Genomic DNA, 19722 nt, shown 5'->3' on the forward strand with positions numbered 1-19722 from the left:
GCAAGTGATAGAAATATATTTTGAGAAGAACGGTACATGAGGGATAAAAGGCGATTATGATGGAATTTAATTTATTTTGCAGAATATAATAAGGCGTAAATGTTTTTAGTTGCATACGAAGATTTGTTCTTATATGATAGATAGTGAAAGCGTTATCAAAAACAGAGCGGCGATGGGAAAGGCGGGGAAATATGTTCCAGCGTGTTCAAACAAAGGAAGAACATTTTTGGTTCGAGCAACTGTGGGGAGATTTTTGTGAAGAAAGAAACTTAATGTTCGTAGAACGTAATTTAAATCCATCACGATTTTTATTAATAGAAGATGAACATCATATCGGTACAGTAGAATGTATTAAGTATACGGTACCAGAACAATCAAATTCTGAGTTTTTCTATCCGTTTTCTAAAAATGATTTAGTGAAAGATTTGCAAAATGTATATGAAATAGGCAAGTTAAGTATCGCGAAAACGTCTCGTGGGAGAGGACACTTCAAAAGACTAACAGCTATTTTATTTATGCATGCATTAGAAACAAAAGCAGAATGGTATATTGCAGCGGTTACAAAAAGAATGTATATGTATTTATTAACACTCGGTTTCCCAATTGAACCGATAGATAAGCCATTTCAATTTCATGATACTTTACAAGGTGTACCAGTACGAATTCATGCCCGAAAAGGGGCTACGCATTTGTATTCTTTAAAAGAATTTCGAGATGTAATTCAAGGAAATGCCCATGCACAGGCATTAATCGCAGAATACAGTAAGAATATTATGTTAACCAAATAAAACGAAATGAATATGTATAATAAAGAGAATGCGATTTTAAAATGAAATCATTCTTCATGAAAAAGACCCTTATTATTTTAATAAGGGTCTAAAAATTATAATCCAAATATACTAAAAATCATTTTACGGCGCTTCGGTTTCTTTTCACGTTCATATATTGGCTTTGTATCGGGAGTAATATAGATTGGTTCTTCTTTCTTGAGGGTAGCTTCTAGTTTTTGAATTCGCTCTAACATTTCCTCCATTTCACGGCGATGTTGTAAAAGTTGGTACGTAACAACATCATTTGCCTTATCTTGCATTTGTTCTTCCATTCGATCTAGTCTTCTCGTAATTGTGTTTAATTGAGCGGTTAATTGCTCAAAATCATGTGATGATATGTTTTGAACAATTGTATTTACTTGAGTTTTCAATTCTTCAACATCATTTGATGATGTTTTTTGAGTAGGGTGAGTGTTTTGGGACTTCTCTATTTGTGAAAGATGGTATTCTAACATTTGGTCTAAATCATCTTGTGTAAAAATAAAGTGACCATATTTATTTTTTTCTATAGTAAGATTTAATTGTTGTGCAATCCGGACAACAGCCTTTGGGCTAACACCTAATTTTTTTGCGATAAATGGTGTTTTATATTCCAAAATAATCCCTCCTATATATATCCTGTTGAATGATTTCGATCTATGAAGTAAGTTCCCTTCCAGTGTGACAAAAGAAGTGTGGAATCGGCAAAGAAAGTGTTTTTTCACGAAATGAAGTTAGGAAGAATATATCGTGAATATAAAAGTTTTTATCTTAAAATTTAGAATCATTTGACTGAGGGAAATGAATTAGATTATCATAATGATAAATATCTTTTTTATGTATGCATATAATATATAAAAAGGTGGTTGCTAATGTAGAATTTTGTTAGAGTATTAGAATGCTTACTTCACTTGAATAAAATTAAGTAGGAGGTGGCTTCCTTGCTTACAATGTAAGTAAGGAAAAGTATTTGGACATATATAGTATAAGTATAGTGATTGTTTTAATTGCCTTAACGGCATTTTTCGTTGCAGCAGAATTTGCAATTGTTAAAGTGCGAAGTTCAAGAATTGACTATTTAATTGCAGAAGGAAATAATCGCGCAACATCTGTCAAAACAGTCATTACAAACTTAGACGAATATTTATCTGCTTGTCAGCTAGGAATAACAGTTACAGCACTGGGAATTGGGTGGTTCGGTAAACCTGCGTTAAAGCAAATGTTTGACACATTTTTTGTGAATTTGAACATTTCTACTCAACTAGCAGATATTTTTGCTGTAATTTTAGTGTTTTTGTTTATTACATTTTTACATGTTGTAATAGGGGAATTGGCTCCAAAAACATTTGCGATTCAAAAAGCTGAACAGGTGAGTTTATTTGTTGCTAAACCGTTAACTTTCTTTTATCGTATGGCGTTTCCTTTTATTTGGCTATTAAATGGATCAGCCCGAATAATTACGAAGTTGCTAGGGCTGAAACCACCGAAAGGGCACGATGAAGTTCATTCAGAAGAAGAATTACGGTTATTAGTTTCAGAAAGTTACAAAAACGGAGAGATTAATCAGTCTGAATATAAATATGTAAATAAAATCTTTGAATTTGATGATCGTATAGCAAAAGAGATAATGGTACCCCGAACTGAGATGCATATTATAAGTAAAGAAATGCCTGCTGAAGAAGCGTTGCAAAAAATGTCTCGGGAAAAATATACGAGATATCCAGTTGTTGATGGCGACAAAGATCACGTAATAGGCTTTGTGAATTTTAAAGATATTTTCACAGATTTTGTGCAGCATAATGCGGTTAGTAATAAGAAAGTAGAGCAATATATTAGGCCGATTATTTTAGTTATCGACTCCATCCCAATACACGACTTATTTTTAAAAATGCAAAAAGAAAGAACACATATTGCTATATTGATAGATGAATATGGTGGTACGTCTGGACTTGTTACTGTTGAAGACATTTTAGAAGAAATAGTTGGAGATATTCAAGATGAGTTTGATACAGATGAACAGCCAGAAATCCAACAAGTTAGTGAAACGAAAACAATACTAGAGGGAAAAGTACTTGTTAGTGAAGTAAATACGTTATTAGGTTTAACGATTGATGATAATGGTGTTGACACAATAGGTGGATGGATTTTAACGAAGAATATAGAAATTGCTGAAGAGGATTTCATTGAAATCGAAAATTATAAGTTTTGCGTAAAAGAATTAGATGGACACTATATAAAGAGACTAGAAGTTACAAAAACTGTAGAATCAATTGTTATTTTAGAAGATGAAAAACAAATTTCATTGCAAGAACAAATTAGTTCGTAGACTCTGCTAGATGGCAGAGTTTTTTTGAGCATAATGTTTTTTGCAGAATAAGGGCTATGTTACAATGACATAAGTCAGACCTTTCACTAGGTGAAGTATTGTTGTATACATATATTTGAAAGGGGAAGAATTATGAAAAAGCATTTATATATAAATGGAGATTGGAAGTCTGTAAATACGTATAAGCCATTATATGCACCATATTCTGAAGAAACATTAGCGGAAATCGCGCAAGGAACGGAAGAAGATGTAAAAGAGGCTGTTATTGCTGCAAAGAATGCAATGAAAGAAATGAATAGATTATCTGCATATGATCGTGCGACTATTTTAGAGAAAGTCGCACAAAAAATGGATGAAAGAAGAGAAGAATTTGCAGAGATTATTGCAAAAGAGGCTGCAAAACCAATACGTGCTGCAAGGGGAGAAGTAGATCGTACCGTTCAGACATACAAATTTGCAGCTGAAGAAGCGAAGCGTATATACGGTGAGACACTGCCACTTGATGCAGCACCTGGTGCAGATGGGCGCATTGCATACACAATACGAAAACCGATTGGGGTTATAGGAGCTATTACACCATTTAATTTTCCATTAAATTTAGTGGCACATAAAGTGGGCCCTGCAATTGCCGCTGGAAATACAGTTGTGTTAAAACCAGCTGATCAAACGCCTCTATCATCTTATGCATTAGTTGAACTATTTGAAGAAGCAGGATTGCCAAAAGGGGCTTTAAATATTATTTCTGGTCCTGGTTCAACTGTAGGAGAAGCAATAGTTACAAATGATGATGTTGCTTCCATTACTTTTACGGGAAGTCCGAAAGTTGGACTTGGAATTAAGGCAAAGGCTGGGTTAAAGCGAGTTACGTTAGAACTAGGATCGAATGCTGCTGTTATTATTGATGAAGATGTTGAATTAACAGATGAATTAATTGAACGAGTAAAATGGGGAGCATTTGTTAATAATGGACAAGTTTGTATTTCGGTACAACGTGTTTTTGTACATGAAGAGAGAATGGATGAATTTTTATCTAAGTTACAGAAAGCGATGGAAACAGTTGTTGTTGGTGATCCGTTGCTTGAGGAAACGGATGTATCAGCTTTAATTTCGAAAAAAGATGTCGAGCGTATCGATAACTGGGTGCAAGAAGCAGTTAAAGAAGGAGCGAGCGTTTTGTATGGTGGTAACAAACGTGATGAAAGGATTTTTAAACCAACTGTATTAACGAATGTTCCAGAGCATGTATCTGTACAGTGCCAAGAAGTATTCGGTCCACTTATGACAGTAAATACATTTAAAGAATTTGATGAGGCCATAGAGCAAGTAAATCATTCGCGTTACGGTCTACAAGCAGGCGTATTTACAAATAATTTGTTTAAAGCAATGCGTGCAATTGATGAATTAGAAGTTGGTGGTGTCATGATAAATGATATTCCAACGTTCAGAGTAGACCATATGCCTTACGGTGGTGTGAAAGAAAGTGGTACGGGGCGTGAAGGAATTAAATATGCAATCGAAGAAATGACAGAAATGAAATTAGTGTGTATTAAAAAATAAAGTAACTAGAACTTAAACATCGCAAAAAAACGAGTAGGAAATGTTTACGATTCCATACTCGTTTTTTTGTTTATTTGACGTTTCTTAGAATGATTTCATTTAATCAAGTGTACCTTTTACTTCATTTCTTGTTTGAAAATAGCATCTTCTACATAAATTTGTTCTTTGTCGACAGCAGTGCTATGAGATAATACTAAACCGATTGGTGTTTCTATACCTTTATTTTGAACAATTGTAAAAGGAACATTTTTTTCATTCGCTAATTTAATGTATTTTGATAAATGTGGGTAAGCAATGCCACCATTTAGGAATATTTGTAATGATTGAGAAGAGCGCATGCTACTAGCTACTTCAGAATATACATTACTTTGCATTACTTGACCGATAGTTAAAGCGATTTCTACACGCTCACGTAATGTAGTTAAATACATATTACGTTCTTCTGGTTTGTTTTGCTTTTGGCCGTAAATGCCTTCTTGGAGATAATCTTCCACATTTTTATTTACCATATTTTTCACACCTTTCCTTTTCTATTGTACGAAAGAATGAAGCAGGATGCAAAAAAAGTCGCATCGAATATAAAAAATTTGAATGAAAGGAAGGAAAATGGAATGTAACAATCTAAACAATTAATAAAGTTATAAAAATTTTATCAACACATATTAACAAAATGTGACAATAATCTATTAACGAATCATGTTTTTTGTGTTAATATTCAAAATATAAAGGGTGTTCGTCGCATGGAAATGGAGGAATGGAGGTTTTTCCAATCGATAAGGATATTAAAGAAGTATTTTGTTCGCACTTGAAAAACAACAGGCACCAATTCGTTGAGAACTGGAAAAACAAAATGATAATTTCCGATAAAGATCCATTTAGACTAGAAGCAGTTCAAAATGGAGAGGATTTATTAGAGTTTATTATTGAACTTACTATGGAAGAAAAAGATATAAATTATCTTCAGCCATTATGCGAGAAAATTGCTATTGAACGTGCAGGAGCAGATGCGAATATAGGTGATTTTGTTTATAATGCAAATGTGGGAAGAAATGAGCTTTTCGAAGCGATGTGTGAATTAGATGTTAGTGCACGTGAATTGAAACCAATTATGGCCCAAATACATACTTGTTTTGACAAATTAATTTATTACACTGTTTTAAAATACTCGGAAATTATATCAAGAAATTTAGAGGAAAAACAGCAATATATTAACGAAACACATAAAGAAAGGCTGACGATTTTAGGGCAAATGTCAGCTAGTTTTGTACATGAATTTCGTAATCCACTTACTTCCATTATGGGGTTTGTCAAATTATTAAAGGCAGACCATCCTAGTTTATCGTATTTAGATATTATTTCTCATGAATTAGACCAATTAAATTTTCGCATTTCGCAATTTTTACTCGTATCGAAAAAAGAAATGTGGACTGAATCTGAACGGTTTTGGCTAAATGATTTGTTTCAAGACATTATACAGTTCTTATATCCAAGTTTGGTCAATGCAAATGTTTCTATTGAAAAGAATTTGCCATATCCAATTCCGCTTACTGGTTATCGGAGTGAAGTGAGACAAGTATTTTTAAATATATTAATGAACTCAATTGACGCTCTTGAATCAATGAAAGAAGAACGAAAAATTATCATTGATGTATTTGAAGAAGATCAATCGATTCGGATTGTAATAAAAAATAACGGGCCAATGATTCCAGCTGAAAATGTAGAAACGATTTTTGAACCATTTGTAACTACTAAAAAGTTAGGAACTGGTATTGGGTTATTTGTATGTAAACAAATTGTAGAAAAGCATAATGGGTCCATCATGTGTCGTTCAGATAATGATTGGACAGAATTTCAAATTGCATTTCAAAAATAAACAGTCTACACCAAATGAATGGTGTAGACTGTTTTAATTCGTAAGTATAACGGCTTCTAATTTAGGATCTTTCGTTGAATAACCTAAAATTGAAATTGTATAAATAATGTTCGGTTCGACTTTGAAATCCGGTATAGTTAGTAAGACACTTTGATGATCTGCGAGTGAAACTTCTATATCGGCTGTACCAGGGCTAACTTCTAAAAAATCTGTTATTTGTTTAAAGAGTACATTTTCAAATAAATGATCGCCACCTTTTAAACTTACATTTACAACAGGGGTATCGGGAGAAAAGTGCGCAAAGCGTATTTTTGCCTGGCCTGCTGGTAAATGAGTATTATCAAGCATAGGTTGTAATTGTAGATGATTATCACTATTTATTGCAGCAAAAGTATAAGTGTGATTTCCCATTATTGGTACTAAAGCTGAAAAGATGGGCGTTTCATTTCCGACAGGAACAATATCTATTCGGTACTTACCTTGTACTAATGTTAAATAGGGACTAAATTGTTTAAATGAAATATTTTTAATTACCTTTTGCCCGTTTACTAAAATGTCAACGGCAGGTGTATTTGAAGCAGAGTGAAAAAATCTTATGTGCGATGGTAAAGCAGCTTCTTGTGAATCTCTTTTTTCGTATGCCTGTACAAGATTCGTAAGTGCATCATAATATTTCATATATAGTTCTGCATATTTTTTTGGATTATGAAATTGATAGTAACGAGCGAGCTGTTCGTAACGTGCAGCTTCTTGTCCATATTTTTCGATTTCAGATTGAGACATGAACATTCCTCCTTTGTCATCATTAAAACTATATGCTTAGCAAGAATGAGGTTATGCGAAAAAAATTGTTTTTTAAAAGAGAAAGGTTGAAAATTAATAATAAGTATTTTTTAAGGATAAGTTAAGTTTAGGTGAACGAGAGTTATAATTTTCTAGAGGATACAAAAATATATCATCCATATTGGCTGAGGAAGTGTATATTTCGAAATGAAAAATTTGAGAGCATAATACGTGACATGTCGAAACCATGTCCTGAAACCCTTAGGAAACTAGGGATTTTTTAAATTATGGGCAAATACACATACAAAGTAATAATTGTCCTACATAAATTATAAAGGAAAGGTAGTTTGAAATTAAGGAAAGGAATGAAACCTTGGGATGGGGATATCCCGCAAGGAATTGTGAATGGAGTTATGGACGGTGTTGTGCTTTATATTGTAGGATGAATTGTGATTTTGTAATACTATTGTTTCTATTTACGTTAGCAAGTGACGGTATTAACTGATAAAAGAGCGTCGTGCCGAACTGATTAATGTGGTTAATCGGTTCTTTTTTTATCCGATTTTAATGGGCAGTAAGACCCACATCTCAAAATTCAGCGAAAACAAAGAAGTTAGGTGGGGGTCGGGCTGCCCATAAAAGTCCGATTGGTGAGGGCTGATTAAAGTTTCACTTTATTGTATAAATGGAGGAGAATGTATGTGAAATATTGGGTTCTATAAAAATAATTGCTATGCATTTAGTAGGATTAATTGTCGAGATTTGTTTGAAAATATGCAATATAAAGTAGGAGAACAGGAAGGAGTTTAAAGGGAGTTTCGTCGAAGTTTACACAATGTCGGCATTTGAGGGAAGCTGACATTATGTTGGGAAAATATTTAGTGAAGCGTTAATTTTATATAAGGGAGGGTTATTTGAGCGTATAGATAAGGGTTGGTCTTTAATTTAAGTTCTGAATTTTCTGTTTTTAAATTGATATTTAGCACTCATTTGTATATTTTATAATAGTTTTTTGATAAATTCACTGCTTTCGCAGAGGGTTCTTTTTTATGAAAGAAACGTCAATTTTCTTCATATATATATACAAATTGGAGAAATGGGGGAGCGCTATGCGCGATTACTTAATTAAACCACTTGTTGGTCAGCCGTATCCAATGATTTCACATGGAAAAGGTGTGTATTTGTATGATCAAAACGGAAATAAATATTTTGATGGCTCGTCAGGAGCAATTACGGCAGGTATTGGGCATGGCGTAAAGGAGATTGCGGACGTTATCAAAAAGCAAGCAGAGGAGATTGCTTTCGTTTATAGATCACAGTTTACGAGTGAACCAGCTGAAAAATTAGCTAAGAAATTAAGCGATTTAAGTGTAGGAGATTTGAACTGGAGCTTTTTTGTAAATAGTGGTACGGAAGCAAATGAAACAGCTATGAAAATTGCAATTCAACATTTTCAAGAGCGAGGTATTCAAGGGAAACATAAAATTTTGTCACGATGGATGAGTTATCACGGTATTACGATGGGCGCCTTATCAATGTCTGGGCATCCACTGCGTAGACAACGTTTCGTGTCAATTTTAGAAGATTATCCAACTATTCCAGCTCCATATTGTTTTAGATGTCCGGTGCAAAAAGTATATCCAACTTGTCAGCTTGCTTGTGCGACTGAACTAGAAAGATCAATCGAAAGAATTGGTGCAGAACATATCGCAGCTTTTATCGCTGAACCGATTATCGGAGCAGCTGGAGGCGCAGTCGTTCCGCCGAAAGAATATTATAAAGTTATTAAAGATATTTGTAGTCATTACGATATTTTATTTATTGCTGATGAAGTAATGACTGGGCTTGGTCGTACTGGCGCATGGTTTGCGATGGAGCATTGGGGTGTAGAACCGGATATTATGACCCTTGGTAAAGGTTTAGGAGCTGGATACACACCGATGGCAGCGACGGTTGTAAGTGACCGTGTAATGGAGCCAATTTTACGAGGATCGCGTTCTGTTATGAGTGGGCATACGTTAAGTGCAAATCCATTATCTGCAGCAACAGCTCTAGCTGTTATTGAATATATGGAGAAACATAATCTACCTGAAAAAACAGCTGAAAAGGGAGAGTATTTAATAAAGGGATTACAGAAAGTTCAGCAACAATCGACAATCATTGCTGATGTGCGCGGAAAAGGGTTGCTAATTGGAGTAGAATTGCAACCGTTTACAAAAGCGTCGGAACTTATTTCGGTTGCAGCTAAAAATGGTCTTCTTTTATACCAAGCTGTTTCAGGGCAAGCAGGAAAAGAAGATAGTGCACTGCTTGTAGCACCGCCAATGACAACTACATATTCCGAGTTAGATGAATTACTTTCAATTTTTGCAAAAAGTGTTGAAGAAATGATGCAAAAAGGAGGGCATAGTATCGCATGACAACTATTACGAATACATTCAGTAAATTAAAAGAGATAGAGGAAGTAATTTCTTTATTCCACGATGATATGACATTAATGTTTGGGGGATTTGGGGGGATTGGATCCCCTCCATCTTTAATACAGGCGATTTTAGAAAAAGGAGTTACAAATTTAAATTTAATTGGAAATGATACAGGATTTCCTGATGTAGGAATCGGTCGTCTCGTTACGAATGAAAGAGTAAAATCATTAATTACTTCTCATATTGGATCAAATCCAAATGCAGGAAGACAGTTAAACGAAGGAAGGTTACAAATTGAGTTTTCTCCTCAAGGAACATTAGCAGAGCGTATTCGCGCTGGTGGTGTAGGACTTGGTGGCGTATTAGTTGATGTAGGTGTTGATACGATTGTAGAAGAAGGAAAACGTACTGTTGAAATGAATGGTAAAACATATTTAGTTGAAACAGCATTAACTGCTGAGGTTGCGATTGTATACGCGAAAAAGGCGGATCCATTCGGTAACCTTGTGTTTGATAAGAGCGCTCGTAACATGAACCCTCACGTAGCTATGGCCGGGGATATAACGATTGTAGAAGCAGAAGAAATTGTTCCACTTGGAAGTTTAGATCCAGAAGAAATTGTTGTCCCAGGAGTATTTGTAAATTATATCGTACCGTCGGAAGGAGTGAATTGGAAATGGGTATGGGCGTAGAAGTGAGAGATAAGATTGCTAGACGTGCGGCGAAAGAAATACAAAATGGTATGATTGTAAATTTGGGAATTGGTATACCATCGCTTGTACCGAATCATTTGCCTGACGATATAAACGTTATGTTTCATGCAGAAAATGGAATTGTAGGTATGGGACCTACGCCAAGTAAAGGAAATGAAGACGAAAATTTATGTAACGCAGCAGGTTTGCCAACTTCTCTTATTACAGGAGCAAGTTATTTTGATAGTTGCACAGCGTTTGGGATGATTCGAAAAGGTTTACTAGATATAACGATTCTTGGTTCATTACAAGTAAGTGAGAATGGTGATTTAGCAAACTGGATTGTTCCAGGGAAACGCGTTCCAGGTATTGGAGGAGCAATGGATTTAGCTCAAAAAGCGAAGCGGGTCGTTGTTGTGATGAATCATGTCGATAAATATGGAAATGCAAAAATTGTTTCGGAGTGTACATTACCATTAACTTCAAAAAAATGCGTAGATTTAATTATTACGGATATGGCAGTAATGGAAGTGACGCAGGATGGACTTATTTTGCAAGAATTAATGAGCCCATACACAGTAGAAGATATAAAACAACATACAGAAGCAAATTTTAAAATTGGTTCTAATTTACTAGTAATTGAATGAGGGGAGATGTAATATATGGAGCAATTAAAAAAACAAGTTTGTGATTATATTGAGAGTCATGAAGAAGAAAGCGTAAAATTTTTAAAACGATTAATTCAAGAAAAGAGCGTATCTGGTGAGGAAAGTGGTGCGCAGGCAATTGTAATTGAAAAATTACGTGAGCTAGGTTTAGATCTTGATATATGGGAGCCATCATTTTCTAAAATGAAAGATCATCCTTATTTTGTATCACCGCGTACAAGTTTTTCAGATAGCCCGAACATTGTGGCAACCCTTAAAGGAAGCGGCGACGGGAAATCTATGATATTAAATGGGCATATTGATGTCGTACCAGAAGGAGATGTGAATCAGTGGGATCATCATCCTTATAGTGGTGAGAAAATAGGAAATCGTATATATGGTCGTGGAACAACAGATATGAAGGGCGGCAATGTCGCATTAATGCTTGCGATGGAAGCAATTATTGAATCTCGTATTGAATTAAAAGGAGATATTTATTTTCAAAGTGTAATAGAAGAAGAAAGCGGCGGAGCAGGAACATTAGCAACTATATTACGAGGATATAAAGCAGATGGTGTTATTATTCCGGAGCCAACAAATATGAAGTTTTTCCCGAAACAACAAGGATCCATGTGGTTTCGTCTACATGTGAAAGGGAAAGCAGCACACGGTGGGACGCGTTATGAAGGAGTAAGTGCAATTGAAAAAAGTATGTTTGTTGTAGATCATTTGAGAAAGCTGGAAGAGAAGAGAAATGACCGAATTACAGATCCATTATTTAAAGGAATCCCGATCCCAATTCCAATTAATATTGGGAAAATTGAAGGCGGTAGCTGGCCAAGTTCTGTTCCTGATTCGTTAATTTTAGAAGGAAGATGCGGTATTGCGCCGAATGAGACTATAGAGGCAGCAAAAGAAGAGTTCGAGAATTGGATCGCTGAATTAAATGATGTGAACAATTGGTTTGTTGAAAATCCTGTAGAAGTGGAATGGTTTGGAGCAAGATGGGTTCCAGGTGAACTAGAAGAAAATCATGAGTTAATTACAACGCTCGAGCATAACTTCGTTGAAATCGAAGGGAATAAACCGATTATTGAAGCATCTCCGTGGGGGACTGATGGAGGCTTATTTACACAAATCGCCGGTGTACCAACGATAGTATTTGGCCCAGGAGAAACGAAAGTAGCGCATTATCCAAACGAATATATAGAAGTTGATAAAATGATAGCTGCCGCAAAAATTATTGCATGTACATTACTAGATTGGTGTGAGGTGAAAAAATGAAATACTATGAATCTTTTAGAGAACAGACGAATGGCCATACAGTAGAAGGCGTTTTGGACTATTTTAATAAACGTATTCGAGTAGACCACTACACAGGAAATATTGAGAGAATCATCCAAACAATTGACGAATTAGCAGAGAAACATTCTTTCACTAAATGTATTGTTAAAGGAAAGGGAGAGCATGTTTCAACATGGCTCTCTTTCGGTTTTTTATTAGAAGCAACAATACCACATTATTTTCAAGGTCACGATGCATACTTCTTCGTGAAATTTAATAATGATGAAAGACGAAATAGTATTCATTGGGCTGAGGAAGATACTATTTTAAGCGGTGTAAAAGCAAAAGAAGTAAAGGAAAAAATAGTTCCGGAAAAATTCCTATTAAGAAAAGCGACAGAAGAGGACGCAGAAGAATTAGCAGCTGTCTTTGGAGAAGTATTTGAAGTGTATCCGACTCCTTTAAACGAAGCGAGTTATGTAAAACAAACGATGAAAGAAGACGATACAATTTACTATGTGTATGAATTCGAGGGGAAAATAATTAGTACAGCGTCTGCAGAAATGAATATAAAAGAAGGAAATGCAGAATTAACGAATTGTGCGACCTTACCCGAATATCGTAAACATGGGTTTATGAAAAGTTTATTAATTAAGTTAGAAGAAGAACTTCAAGAAAAATCGATTTTCTGTTCTTATACAATTGCTCGATCGCTTTCTTTCGGAATGAATGCAGCCTTTCATCAGTTAGGCTATACGTATACAGGAAGATTGGCGAACAATTGCTACATTTTTGATAAGCTAGAAGATATGAATATATGGGTAAAAGATTTGTCTAAATAGTACGTTATAAAAATAGAACGGAATCGTCATGCTTATAATCGCACATAGGTGTGCCGGAAATTCGGCATAGTATTTGCTGGATTTTCGGCAAGAGGGGGGATGACATTGCTAGCAGTTTCGACACAAGAAGTCATTGAGGCGATTTTGGGCAGTATTGATGAGGCTATACACGCAGTAGATGAAAATGGTATTACAATTTTCTATAATACTGTAGCTGCAAAACACGATGGATCAAAAATTGAAAAAGTGTTAGGTAAACATTTGTTAGAAGCGTTTCCTTCTTTATCTAGGGAAACAAGTACGTTGATGAAAGTATTAGATACAAAAAAGCCAATCGTTCATCAAGTGCAGCATTATCAAAACTTAAATGGGGAAGACATTTGTACAGTAAATACGACGTTACCTATTTTCATAGATGGAAATATTGCTGGAGCTGTTGAAATTGCAAAAGATTATTCCACAGTACAAAAACTTACCGATACAATAGTCGATTTGCAGTCGAAAATAAAGCGGTCATCTAGAAAAAAAGCGGTCAAAAAGGATGTTGCATTTGAAACGATCGTGACGAATGATGCTCGGTTTAAACAGACGAAAGAATTAGCACAAAAAGTAGCCCCAACCGATGCGAATGTTTTAATATATGGGGAAACAGGAACAGGGAAAGAGTTATTTGTACAAGCGATTCATGAAGCCTCTAAGCGAAAGAACAAGCCGTTTATTGCACAAAACTGTGCAGCTTTGCCAGAGTCTCTATTAGAAAGTTTATTGTTTGGAACGACGAAAGGTAGTTATACGGGGGCAATTGAACGAGCGGGATTATTTGAACTTGTAGATGGAGGGACATTGTTTTTAGATGAACTGAATTCAATGCCACTCGATTTACAAGCGAAAATGCTACGTGTATTAGAAGATGGTGTTATTCGTCGTATTGGTGATAATAAGACGAGAAAAGTAGATGTTCGCGTTATTACCGCAATGAATCAGCCACCAGAAATATGTTTAAAAGAGAATAAAATTCGCACTGATTTATACTATCGATTAAATGTCTTTTCATTATATATTCCGCCGCTCCGTGAAAGAACGGAGGATGTATTATTGTTAGCCTCTTATTTTTTGAAAGAATATAATAAAAGTTATAAAAAAGGTGTACTTCAAATGGATAAGGAAGCGAAAGAAAGACTACAAGCTTACCAATGGCCTGGAAATGTTCGGGAGTTAAAACATACGATTGAACATGCTGTCATTATTGCAGAAGGGAATACATTAACAGCTAATTGTTTACCGCGTACATTTCGGAAAGAGAGTTTTCCAAAGAAGAAGGGCATATTGCCTCTTAGAGAAGCACTTCATCAAACGGAAAAAGAATTAATAGATCAAGCGTTAATTGAAACAGAAGGGAATATATTACAAGCTGCAAAAATGTTAGGTATCCCTCGTCAGACGCTTCAATATAAACTGAGTAAGTACGACAAAACCGCCGAATAATTGGCGGTTTTTGTGTGTTTGCACCAATAAAAGAGCGTTTACATATATAAAAAGTAATGAATATGATAGTATGTATGGATTTCATACAGTGCTTAAAAATATTTTTTTCGCTTATATAATAGGGTTATCCGTACATTTACTTATCAATAAAGTAAAGTTGGCATAACTATTGCTTATATAAAGGATGAGCGTATAAAAAGGGGGAATAGCAATGTTACATGATGTATACAAACCAAATCGTCACTGGAAGGATATCGAATTATGGAAAGATGTTACTGAAGAGCAATGGAATGATTGGGTTTGGCAATTAACGAATACGATCAAAACGTTAGATGACTTAAAGAAAGTGATTAACTTAACACCTGATGAAGAAGAGGGCGTTAAAATTTCAACGAAAACGATCCCGTTAAATATTACACCGTACTATGCTTGGTTAATGAATCCTGATGACCCACGCTGTCCGATTCGGATGCAATCTGTACCGATCTCGGAAGAGTTATATAAAACAAAATATGATTTAGAAGATCCGCTTCATGAAGATGAAGATTCACCAGTTCCAGGGTTAACACATCGTTATCCTGACCGCGTACTATTCTTAGTAACGAATCAATGTTCTATGTATTGTCGTTACTGTACACGCCGTCGTTTTAGTGGACAAATTGGAATGGGTGTGCCGAAGAAACAATTAGATGATGCAATTGCTTACATTCGTGAAACACCACAAGTACGAGATGTATTAATCTCTGGTGGTGATGGTCTTCTTATTAACGATAAAATTTTAGAATATGTATTAAAAAATTTACGAGAGATTCCGCACGTTGAGATTATTCGTATCGGAACGAGAGCGCCGGTAGTATTCCCGCAGCGTATTACAGAAAACTTATGTAACATTATTAAAAAATATCATCCAGTATGGTTAAATACACATTTCAATACATCTATTGAAATTACTGAAGAATCGAAAAAGGCATGTGAAATGTTAGCGAATGCTGGTGTTCCAGTCGGAAACCAAGCAGTAATTTTAGCTGGTATTAATGACAGCGTTCCAATTATGAAAAAACTAATGCATGACTTAGTAAAAATCCGTGTACGTCCATATTATATTTATCAATGTGACTTATCTGAAGGTATTGGTCATTTCCGTGCACCAGTTTCTAAAGGTCTTGAAATTATTGAAGGTTTACGCGGACATACGTCTGGTTATGCAGTACCAACATTCGTTGTTGATGCACCAGGAGGGGGCGGTAAAATTGCGCTTCAACCAAACTATTTAATCTCGCAAAGTGCAGATAAAGTTGTACTTCGTAACTTTGAAGGTGTTATTACAACGTATCCAGAGCCAGAAAGCTACATTCCAGGAAGAGCAGAAGGGTACTTTAAAGAAATTTATCCAAACTACGAAGAAAAACGTTCAGATGTTGGTATCGCAGGCCTTATGAGTGATAAGAAATTCAACCTTGTTCCAGACGACTTACAGCGTATGAACCGTCGTAAAGACTATGAAGAGAATGAAACGCATGCAACATTAAAAGATAAACGTGATAAGCGGGACCAATTGAAAGATAAAAAATATCAAGCACAAATGGCTAAATTAGAAGAAAACGACAAAAAAACCGAGGGTGATGCAGTATGAATTGTATGTGGTGTGACAGTACAGAAGCAAAAGAAAGCTTAAATACTGTATATTGGGAATTGCCAGATGGTACGAAAGCCATTGAAATCCAAGAGACACCATGCATTTCTTGTTCCTCATGTGGTATGGACTATCAATCAGATCAAACAGTGAAAGAAATAGAAGATCAATTGTTTTTAATTTATACGAAAGATTTACCAAAACAACTAACATATGAAGAATTAATGGGAAGACCCCGTCTATTAAAAAGAAATTATTTTGACTTTTAACCAGCTTTTCTGCTGGTTTTTTTCTTTTTTGCCTTGTATAATGTACCCAAGTAAGAAAGGTAGGGAATATTTTTGAAAAAGACATTTTACCACTATATGATGAAGCATCGTGCAGCTTTATTTAGTAATGAAATATCGAATTTAGCAGAGGCAATGTACGATGATTTAAGTTTTCCGAAGCAATCTGAAGATTACGATGAAATTAGTTCATACTTAGAGCTAAGTGGAATGCTAGCAAGTATGTCTATATTTGATGAAGCGTGGGAGTTATACATACAAGATAGATAAAAACTATATGAACTTTTTTGACGTGAAGCTAGTCTATTTGCTAGCTTTTTTTACGTTGTAAATAAATTTTCATATAGTGATATTTTTTATTGAAAAAATTTATGAATATACGCTTCTGTGATAAGCGTTTTTATGTAGGTTGCATATACTGTTATCAAAATCACGACGTCAAAAAAAGGAGAGATATAGATGGCAAGGAAAAAGCAACCTAAATATAACGTAGGGGACATAGTCGTGATTACGCTATATGGAACCGTTGGTAAAATCACAAATATGAAGGTTTTAGATGGAGTTTACGTATACGAAGTCAATAATCATGATGGATTTTACGTAGAGCAAACATTGCAGCATGTTACTGAGCAAGATATGAAAAAAGGTGAAACTGAGTGGATTGAATTAAACTATAATTTCACATTTGGTGATCTCGTGCAAGTAACAGGATACGATAAAGATGTGTTTCGAATTGTTGGTTTTCGTACAGAAGTATGGAGATATAAAAATGACGCATGGGAAGATACAATATATGAACTATCACGAATTACGGATGGTGAATGGTTAGAAGCGGATGAGTCAGATTTAACGTTACTTGCTAATGCTCAAACGGCAAATGCAATTTTGAAGAAAATGAAACAAGATAAAGCAGGTATGAATAAATTAGATTTAGGAAAATTAAAGTCAATTAACAACTCAAAAAAAGTGAGTGTTAAGACAAATCGTCAAGAAATCATTGATGGATTACTTGATATTTATAACGATTATCAATTGTTATTTGATACATTTAAAGATGAAGAATACAAAATTGTTATGGATGTTGTTCATAATTATTTAGTTAAATTGACAGAGAAAAAATAGTTAACTAGAAAGAGAGAATGAATTGAACAACAACATATGCAGTATAAGGTATGCCTACAACTATTAAAAAAATAAAAAGCCATTTAATAAGAGAGTCTGCCCATTGATCTTCATGCATGAACTCTTCTTTTGTTTGCCCTACTTCTTGCGTTACCTCGTATTGATATTCCATAATTATTTCCCCCTTTTGATAGCTTGTACTACCATCGTATGCATCTCGTCCAAAGGATATGACCTATAAAAAAAGAAAAACTATTTTTCTAATCTCATATACATAATTTTGAGATTTTTTCATAAAACAGAAATAAAGGAGTGATGCTCATGAAGGAAATTGAAGTCGTAATTGATACGGAAGAGATTGCGGAGTTTTTTTATGAGCAACTAATTGAAAGAGGATACGTCCCAAAACGAGAAGAAATTGAAGATCTTGCAGATATTACATTCGAGTACTTATTAGAGAAATGTATGATTGATGAAGTTTTTGATGAAGAGGATGAGTGAAAGTAACGACGGGCCTAACTCGTCGTTTTTTACTCTTTACAAACTTGTCACAAATGTAGCCAGCAATAGTTGGTATAATTAAAAGAAAATTTTACTCAAGAGGTGAAGGGATGTTCAAAAAAATTATTGATTCTTTATTAGGAAAGAAAAAATATCGTTCGTATTCTAGTAGTGATTATCGCCATAGAGGTCGCTCTTATTCAAGTAGCGATTATAAACGACGTTCATCTGGTTATGGGCATCATCATTATAAAAGAAAACGTAAAAGCCGTAGCTTCTTTTCAAGTAGCTAATGAAATGGCGTCGTATACTAGCTTTATTAGATAGACCACTACGAAAAAACACAATTGTCGCAGAACGTTATAAAATTGAATCAGTAATTGGAATGGGCAGTTATGGGGTTACATATGTCGTTAATGATTTACAAATAAATAGATATAAAGTCTTAAAACAATTAAGACAAAGTAAACAAAGATATGAGTCCGGTAGAAAATCATTTGAGCATGAGAAAATGATTTTACAAACATTAAACCATCATGCAATTCCTAGTTTATATGATCATTTCGTATGGGAGAAAAAAAGCTTTTTTGTGATGGAATATATGCCTGGTAAAAATTTCGAGGATTATATTTTCTCGGATGGGCATGTATATACAGAACGTGAAGTTTTTAAAATTTTATATGAAATATTAGAAATTGTATCAGTTTTTCATAGTAAAGGTATTATTCACCGAGATTTACGCATTCCAAACATATTAATGAAAGAAAACGAAATTAGTATTATTGATTTTGGATTGGCGAAATTGAAAGGCGAGGGGGATGAACGAGCTACAACTTATGAGGGTGAACAAGCTTTGATGCGAGAAGTTCACTTTCGTAGCGATTTTTATGCGCTTGGTCATTTCTCATTATTTTTATTATATGCAGGCTATGAATCTAATGAAAAACATGAAAAGCCATGGTATGACGAATTAACTTTGGAAAATTACAACCGTGAAATGTTGATGCGTATGTTACAAATAAAAACGCCGTACTATGAGAATGTACAAGATTTAAAAAAAGATGTAGCTTTTGCTTTAGAAAGGATGGAGGATCCATGTTTCAAAAGTTTTTAGCAAGCGTTGGTATTAGGTTTTAAAGCGCGTCATATAGAATGTGAAGAATTACCGTATCGATTACGTAAGCAAGTTCCATTTGCACAAGAATTTGAGTTTGTTCCTGTTTCCGGAGAGTATTATGGAAAATTAGATGAACTAGAATTATTAATTTTACCAAGTGCTTACGATCGCCTAGAGATTATTATGGAAGTAGACAGAAAATCTCGCGGATTAGCAGGTTTATTTGCAGAAGCACTTGATCTTGATGAGAAAGTGAGTCGCTTTACAGTAACGAATGAAGATATTCCAACGATGAAAGAAACAATTAACAATTATATTTTTTAATAAACTATGCATAAAAA

General features: G+C 34.7%; 21 protein-coding genes and 1 pseudogene. 18 read left to right on the forward strand and 4 right to left on the reverse strand.

Annotation, left to right across the window (positions count from 1 at the left end; all coding sequences use genetic code 11):
* Positions 1-191 precede the first annotated feature (191 nt).
* Positions 192-788 (forward strand): hypothetical protein, encoded by a 597-nt coding sequence (locus tag MR083_RS07715; RefSeq protein ID WP_000487803.1) that lies wholly within the window; start codon positions 192-194, stop codon positions 786-788.
* A gap of 95 nt (positions 789-883) precedes the next feature.
* Here the strand turns inward: MR083_RS07715 and racA are convergent, their stop codons facing one another.
* Positions 884-1426: a chromosome-anchoring protein RacA gene (racA, locus tag MR083_RS07720; protein ID WP_000456007.1), complete on the reverse strand. Its 543-nt coding sequence runs from the start codon at positions 1424-1426 to the stop codon at positions 884-886.
* A gap of 353 nt (positions 1427-1779) precedes the next feature.
* Here racA and MR083_RS07725 point away from each other — a divergent pair, with 353 nt between their 5' ends.
* Both MR083_RS07725 and MR083_RS07730 read left to right on the forward strand, forming a co-directional pair.
* The gene (locus MR083_RS07725; protein ID WP_002163665.1) at positions 1780-3135 is read left to right on the forward strand and encodes a hemolysin family protein; all 1356 of its coding nucleotides are present in this window, start codon (positions 1780-1782) and stop codon (positions 3133-3135) included.
* Positions 3136-3267: 132 nt separating this feature from the next.
* Complete coding sequence (locus tag MR083_RS07730) at positions 3268-4692, forward strand: aldehyde dehydrogenase family protein (protein WP_000716444.1); 1425 nt, start codon at positions 3268-3270, stop codon at positions 4690-4692.
* A 116-nt stretch (positions 4693-4808) separates the two neighbouring features.
* On the opposite strand, the gene MR083_RS07735 is transcribed toward MR083_RS07730, so the two are convergent.
* Positions 4809-5201, reverse strand: coding sequence for a YueI family protein (locus tag MR083_RS07735; protein ID WP_000247570.1), 393 nt, complete (start codon positions 5199-5201; stop codon positions 4809-4811).
* A gap of 245 nt (positions 5202-5446) precedes the next feature.
* Between MR083_RS07735 and MR083_RS07740 the strand changes: the two genes are divergently transcribed.
* Positions 5447-6565, forward strand: coding sequence for a BA2291 family sporulation histidine kinase (locus MR083_RS07740; protein WP_000451748.1), 1119 nt, complete (start codon positions 5447-5449; stop codon positions 6563-6565).
* 33 nt (positions 6566-6598) lie between these two features.
* Here the strand turns inward: MR083_RS07740 and MR083_RS07745 are convergent, their stop codons facing one another.
* The gene (locus tag MR083_RS07745; RefSeq protein ID WP_000083249.1) at positions 6599-7348 is read right to left on the reverse strand and encodes a DUF4397 domain-containing protein; all 750 of its coding nucleotides are present in this window, start codon (positions 7346-7348) and stop codon (positions 6599-6601) included.
* A 1109-nt stretch (positions 7349-8457) separates the two neighbouring features.
* Between MR083_RS07745 and MR083_RS07750 the strand changes: the two genes are divergently transcribed.
* The 10 genes from MR083_RS07750 to MR083_RS07795 all read left to right on the forward strand — a co-directional run bounded on the left by MR083_RS07750 (position 8458) and on the right by MR083_RS07795 (position 17763).
* Entirely contained in the window at positions 8458-9768 is a 1311-nt protein-coding gene (locus MR083_RS07750) for an aspartate aminotransferase family protein (RefSeq protein ID WP_001205894.1), read from the forward strand.
* Positions 9765-10463: an acetate CoA-transferase subunit alpha gene (atoD, locus tag MR083_RS07755; protein ID WP_000208119.1), complete on the forward strand. Its 699-nt coding sequence runs from the start codon at positions 9765-9767 to the stop codon at positions 10461-10463. The genes MR083_RS07750 and atoD overlap by 4 nt, the downstream gene beginning before the upstream one ends.
* Positions 10448-11110, forward strand: coding sequence for a CoA transferase subunit B (locus MR083_RS07760; protein WP_000525281.1), 663 nt, complete (start codon positions 10448-10450; stop codon positions 11108-11110). The genes atoD and MR083_RS07760 overlap by 16 nt, the downstream gene beginning before the upstream one ends.
* A gap of 15 nt (positions 11111-11125) precedes the next feature.
* Positions 11126-12394, forward strand: coding sequence for a peptidase (locus tag MR083_RS07765; RefSeq protein WP_000436704.1), 1269 nt, complete (start codon positions 11126-11128; stop codon positions 12392-12394).
* A complete protein-coding gene (gene ablB, locus MR083_RS07770) occupies positions 12391-13236 on the forward strand; it encodes a putative beta-lysine N-acetyltransferase (RefSeq protein ID WP_000878610.1) in 846 nt (281 codons plus the stop codon). The genes MR083_RS07765 and ablB overlap by 4 nt, the downstream gene beginning before the upstream one ends.
* 99 nt (positions 13237-13335) lie before the next feature.
* A complete protein-coding gene (rocR, locus tag MR083_RS07775; protein WP_011040293.1) occupies positions 13336-14721 on the forward strand; it encodes an arginine utilization transcriptional regulator RocR in 1386 nt (461 codons plus the stop codon).
* A gap of 211 nt (positions 14722-14932) precedes the next feature.
* Positions 14933-16354, forward strand: a complete 1422-nt coding sequence (kamA, locus tag MR083_RS07780) for a lysine 2,3-aminomutase (protein ID WP_000902137.1) — start codon at positions 14933-14935, stop codon at positions 16352-16354.
* Positions 16351-16623, forward strand: a complete 273-nt coding sequence (locus tag MR083_RS07785) for a YokU family protein (RefSeq protein ID WP_000995764.1) — start codon at positions 16351-16353, stop codon at positions 16621-16623. Before kamA ends, MR083_RS07785 begins: the two co-directional genes overlap by 4 nt.
* Before the next feature lie 72 nt (positions 16624-16695).
* Positions 16696-16911 carry a YozE family protein gene (locus tag MR083_RS07790; RefSeq protein ID WP_000750723.1) on the forward strand — a complete coding sequence of 72 codons (216 nt, stop codon included), beginning with the start codon at positions 16696-16698 and terminating at the stop codon, positions 16909-16911.
* Between the two features lie 189 nt (positions 16912-17100).
* Positions 17101-17763 carry a hypothetical protein gene (locus MR083_RS07795; RefSeq protein WP_000101501.1) on the forward strand — a complete coding sequence of 221 codons (663 nt, stop codon included), beginning with the start codon at positions 17101-17103 and terminating at the stop codon, positions 17761-17763.
* Between the two features lie 4 nt (positions 17764-17767).
* On the opposite strand, the gene MR083_RS07800 is transcribed toward MR083_RS07795, so the two are convergent.
* The gene (locus MR083_RS07800; RefSeq protein ID WP_011040294.1) at positions 17768-17935 is read right to left on the reverse strand and encodes a DUF3930 family protein; all 168 of its coding nucleotides are present in this window, start codon (positions 17933-17935) and stop codon (positions 17768-17770) included.
* Positions 17936-18084: 149 nt separating this feature from the next.
* Between MR083_RS07800 and MR083_RS07805 the strand changes: the two genes are divergently transcribed.
* The 4 genes and pseudogenes from MR083_RS07805 to MR083_RS07820 all read left to right on the forward strand — a co-directional run.
* On the forward strand, positions 18085-18264 hold the full coding sequence (locus MR083_RS07805; protein WP_000658451.1) for a YozD family protein: 180 nt from the start codon (positions 18085-18087) through the stop codon (positions 18262-18264).
* A gap of 110 nt (positions 18265-18374) precedes the next feature.
* Positions 18375-18557, forward strand: coding sequence for a hypothetical protein (locus MR083_RS07810; RefSeq protein ID WP_000473370.1), 183 nt, complete (start codon positions 18375-18377; stop codon positions 18555-18557).
* Positions 18557-19378, forward strand: a complete 822-nt coding sequence (locus MR083_RS07815) for a serine/threonine protein kinase (RefSeq protein WP_000872048.1) — start codon at positions 18557-18559, stop codon at positions 19376-19378. Before MR083_RS07810 ends, MR083_RS07815 begins: the two co-directional genes overlap by 1 nt.
* 12 nt (positions 19379-19390) lie before the next feature.
* A pseudogene (locus MR083_RS07820) lies at positions 19391-19705 on the forward strand (sporulation protein); the annotation flags it as partial.
* Positions 19706-19722 lie beyond the last annotated feature (17 nt).

The sequence above is a fragment of the Bacillus cereus group sp. BfR-BA-01408 genome (assembly GCF_022663305.1).
Classification (GTDB): Bacteria; Bacillota; Bacilli; order Bacillales; family Bacillaceae_G; genus Bacillus_A; species Bacillus_A pacificus.

Excerpts from the sequence above, each read along its gene's own strand:
- MR083_RS07715 (WP_000487803.1), top strand. The coding sequence starts at position 192 with ATGTTCCAGCGTGTTCAAACAAAGGAAGAACATTTTTGGTTCGAGCAA.
- MR083_RS07730 (WP_000716444.1), top strand. The coding sequence starts at position 3,268 with ATGAAAAAGCATTTATATATAAATGGAGATTGGAAGTCTGTAAATACG.
- MR083_RS07735 (WP_000247570.1), bottom strand. The coding sequence starts at position 5,201 with ATGGTAAATAAAAATGTGGAAGATTATCTCCAAGAAGGCATTTACGGC.
- MR083_RS07740 (WP_000451748.1), top strand. The coding sequence starts at position 5,447 with ATGGAGGTTTTTCCAATCGATAAGGATATTAAAGAAGTATTTTGTTCG.
- MR083_RS07745 (WP_000083249.1), bottom strand. The coding sequence starts at position 7,348 with ATGTCTCAATCTGAAATCGAAAAATATGGACAAGAAGCTGCACGTTAC.
- MR083_RS07750 (WP_001205894.1), top strand. The coding sequence starts at position 8,458 with ATGCGCGATTACTTAATTAAACCACTTGTTGGTCAGCCGTATCCAATG.
- atoD (WP_000208119.1), top strand. The coding sequence starts at position 9,765 with ATGACAACTATTACGAATACATTCAGTAAATTAAAAGAGATAGAGGAA.
- MR083_RS07760 (WP_000525281.1), top strand. The coding sequence starts at position 10,448 with ATGGGTATGGGCGTAGAAGTGAGAGATAAGATTGCTAGACGTGCGGCG.
- MR083_RS07765 (WP_000436704.1), top strand. The coding sequence starts at position 11,126 with ATGGAGCAATTAAAAAAACAAGTTTGTGATTATATTGAGAGTCATGAA.
- ablB (WP_000878610.1), top strand. The coding sequence starts at position 12,391 with ATGAAATACTATGAATCTTTTAGAGAACAGACGAATGGCCATACAGTA.
- rocR (WP_011040293.1), top strand. The coding sequence starts at position 13,336 with ATGACATTGCTAGCAGTTTCGACACAAGAAGTCATTGAGGCGATTTTG.
- kamA (WP_000902137.1), top strand. The coding sequence starts at position 14,933 with ATGTTACATGATGTATACAAACCAAATCGTCACTGGAAGGATATCGAA.
- MR083_RS07785 (WP_000995764.1), top strand. The coding sequence starts at position 16,351 with ATGAATTGTATGTGGTGTGACAGTACAGAAGCAAAAGAAAGCTTAAAT.
- MR083_RS07795 (WP_000101501.1), top strand. The coding sequence starts at position 17,101 with ATGGCAAGGAAAAAGCAACCTAAATATAACGTAGGGGACATAGTCGTG.
- MR083_RS07800 (WP_011040294.1), bottom strand. The coding sequence starts at position 17,935 with ATGGAATATCAATACGAGGTAACGCAAGAAGTAGGGCAAACAAAAGAA.
- MR083_RS07805 (WP_000658451.1), top strand. The coding sequence starts at position 18,085 with ATGAAGGAAATTGAAGTCGTAATTGATACGGAAGAGATTGCGGAGTTT.
- MR083_RS07810 (WP_000473370.1), top strand. The coding sequence starts at position 18,375 with ATGTTCAAAAAAATTATTGATTCTTTATTAGGAAAGAAAAAATATCGT.
- MR083_RS07815 (WP_000872048.1), top strand. The coding sequence starts at position 18,557 with ATGAAATGGCGTCGTATACTAGCTTTATTAGATAGACCACTACGAAAA.